The organism is Desulfovibrio sp. 1214_IL3152 (assembly GCF_036763055.1).
Lineage (GTDB): Bacteria > Desulfobacterota > Desulfovibrionia > Desulfovibrionales > Desulfovibrionaceae > Desulfovibrio.
Genome location: NZ_JBAIYW010000080.1, coordinates 1 through 2,753, shown reverse-complemented (window position 1 = coordinate 2,753; position 2,753 = coordinate 1). Strand labels below are relative to the sequence as shown.

Below are 2,753 nucleotides of genomic sequence, written 5' to 3'. Positions count from 1 at the left end.
ATCAGCGGAGGCAAAAAATCCTCCCTGGCCTTTTCCCTCCTGGATGTCGGCCTCAAGGTGCGCACCGCTGCCTGGGACGGAGAACGCCTTGGCCTTGAAGGCCAATGGACAGCCGCACTGGCCGCACAAGGGCTGGACGCCTCCACCGACATTAACGGCAGACTGTGGTTCAGCGGCGACGGAGCCGACGGCGGGCAGATGGACTTCACCAACCTGCCCGGCTCCATTTCCCTGCGTCTGGATGCGGAACGCTCCCTGAAACCGGACGGCCTGCACGTACAGGCTTCAGGCCGCTTCAGCGGCCAGTCCAGCCGCAATGAGCTGTCCGTGTCCGAAGCGCACTTCAATGTTCTCGGCATTGAAGCCCACGGGCAGGCCAGCCTTGCTTCCGGCAAGGACGGCCCCTTCTGGCAGGGCAAACTGTCCGCCTACAGTGCCGACCTTGCCCGCACCCTGCGCATGGCGGGCATGGGAAAAACAAGCGTTCCAGCCTCTCTGAACCGTGTGGAAATGGAAGCGCGCTTCAGAGGTGACCCCGATACGCTTTCCCTGCGGGAAATCCGGGCCAAGGCCGATCAGAGCGTCATCACCGGGACCCTGAATATCGACTGGCGCGGACAGCCATCGCTGAACTTCAAGCTCAACGCCGACCAGATCAATCTTGACCGCTACATGAGCAACAGCAGCGCAGGCAAAGGCAAGACCGGCAGCAAGGAAAAGGAATGGGACTTCCGCTTTATGCGCACCTTTCGCGCACAAGGCGAAATGAGCGTCAGCCGCTTCTCGGTCATGCGTTTTACGGTGCAGAACCTGCGCACCCGCTACAAGCTCGAAAACGGCAAGCTCACTTCCGACTCCATCACCGGCCAGTTTTACGGCGCGCCCATCATAAGCAAGGGAACCATTACCTTCAACAAGGGGCTCAGTTTCAGCAATACGCTTACCATCAACAATTTTGACCTTACCGATGCCAGCAACGCACGGGGCGGCAGCGCAGCACTCAGGGGCAAAGGCTCCGTACACTCCGACATCCACGCCAGCCTCACCGGCCCCGGCCAGTTGCCCGCCCTGCTTAATGGCAAATGGCGGGTCGAAGTGCTCAACGGCTCGTTCCAGCACAGAACGCCTGAAGGCAGTCTTAAGGGCAAACCCACGCCGATTACCGCATCCGGAGCCTCTGGCAGCATTACCAACGGAGTGGCACGGAGTAGTGATTTTTATCTCAAAGGGCCGGGGCTTCAGGTTAACGGCGGCGGCTGGATAGACTTTAACACCGAAACGCTGGACTGTAACTTTAACGTAAGCATGAAGAACGTGCCGGACTTTCCCTTGCGCCTTTACGGCAATCTGGATAATACTAAAACATCCATCGGCGCCGGCACTCTTATCCTGAATACGCTTGGCGACATTACCAAGGGTTTTGTGGACGTTCTCGGGGGGATCGTCGAAGGAACCTGGAAACTTTTCCGCTGATACGTTACAAGGTTTTCGCAACGTCATAACACAGGCATTCTGTCGGCCATTCTTCCTGACTCCCGTTGACAGGAGCGGCTTTAGGGTCTAAGTTGGCGATGTGTTCTTTTTTGCACAATCAAAATCGCGGTTCCGCCAAGGAGAGTGACGGTGAACATTCTGATTTTCGGCCCCAACGGTAGCGGCAAAGGCACTCAAGGCGATCTTATCAAGCAGAAGTACAATCTCGCCCACATCGAATCCGGCGCCATATTTCGTGAACACATCGGCGGCGGCACGGATCTGGGCAAGAAAGCCAAGGCGTACATCGACCGCGGCGACCTTGTGCCCGATGAAATCACCATTCCTATGGTGCTTGAAACCCTGAAGTCCAAAGGACAGCACGGCTGGCTGCTGGACGGTTTTCCCCGCAACATGGTGCAGGCCGAAAAACTGTGGGAAGCCCTCCAGAAAGAAGGCATACGCCTTGACTACGTGGTAGAAATCCTGCTGCCCCGCGAAACGGCCAAAAACCGCATCATGGGCCGCCGCCTGTGCAAAAACAACAACAACCATCCCAACAATATCTTCATTGAGGCCATCAAGCCCAATGGCGATGTCTGTCGCGTCTGTGGCGGCGCTCTCTCGAGCCGGTCTGACGACCAGGACGAAGCCGCCATCAACAAGCGCCACGATATTTATTACAATACCACCGATGGAACCTTGGCTGCCGCCTATTTCTTCAAGAAAATTGCTGATCAGGGCAAGACCAAATACATTGAGCTTAACGGCGAAGGCAGCATTGAATCCATCAAGGAAACTCTGCTGTCCAAGCTGGCCTGACAGCTTTAACGCCACGGGCTTGCGGGCAGCTTGCATAAAAAAGACGGCCCGCCCGCAAACCGGCCATTGACCGCAGAAAAAAGATTCCCGCAGCGCATGCGGGAATCTTTTTTCTGCAACGTCGCATACCCCGAATACCGGCACAGCCTTCCCCTGGCTCACAGCGCCGGAACAATGCCGGAACTGCGCCAGCACAGCGGCGACACAACGGCGGAAGCTTTGAGAAAAACCGCCCGCCACGCTGTTTTCTCCCGGCACGACCGCGTCCGTAGCGCTTGCCCCCGGCGGCAAGCTGCGCTACTACTCGCCCATGAGCAATACACAAAACAATACTTTTGCCCAAAGCGCCTCCGGCTTGCTGGATGAAGTCATGGGCCTGCCGGGCGCACGTGCCGCAGCCGTGGATCTGGCCTTTGTGCGCCCCGGCGCACGGGAACTTTACGCTGGCGACAACCAAG

The 2,753-nt window shown here is 57.5% G+C and carries 1 protein-coding gene and 1 pseudogene; both read left to right on the top strand.

All coding sequences use genetic code 11. The features are described 5' to 3' along the window. Positions 1-1,473 (top strand): annotated as a pseudogene (locus tag V6C07_RS01535) (hypothetical protein); the annotation flags it as partial. A gap of 150 nt (positions 1,474-1,623) precedes the next feature. Further along, positions 1,624-2,295 carry an adenylate kinase gene (locus V6C07_RS01530; RefSeq protein WP_333534633.1) on the top strand — a complete coding sequence of 224 codons (672 nt, stop codon included), beginning with the start codon at positions 1,624-1,626 and terminating at the stop codon, positions 2,293-2,295. The last annotated feature ends 458 nt before the right edge of the window (positions 2,296-2,753 follow it).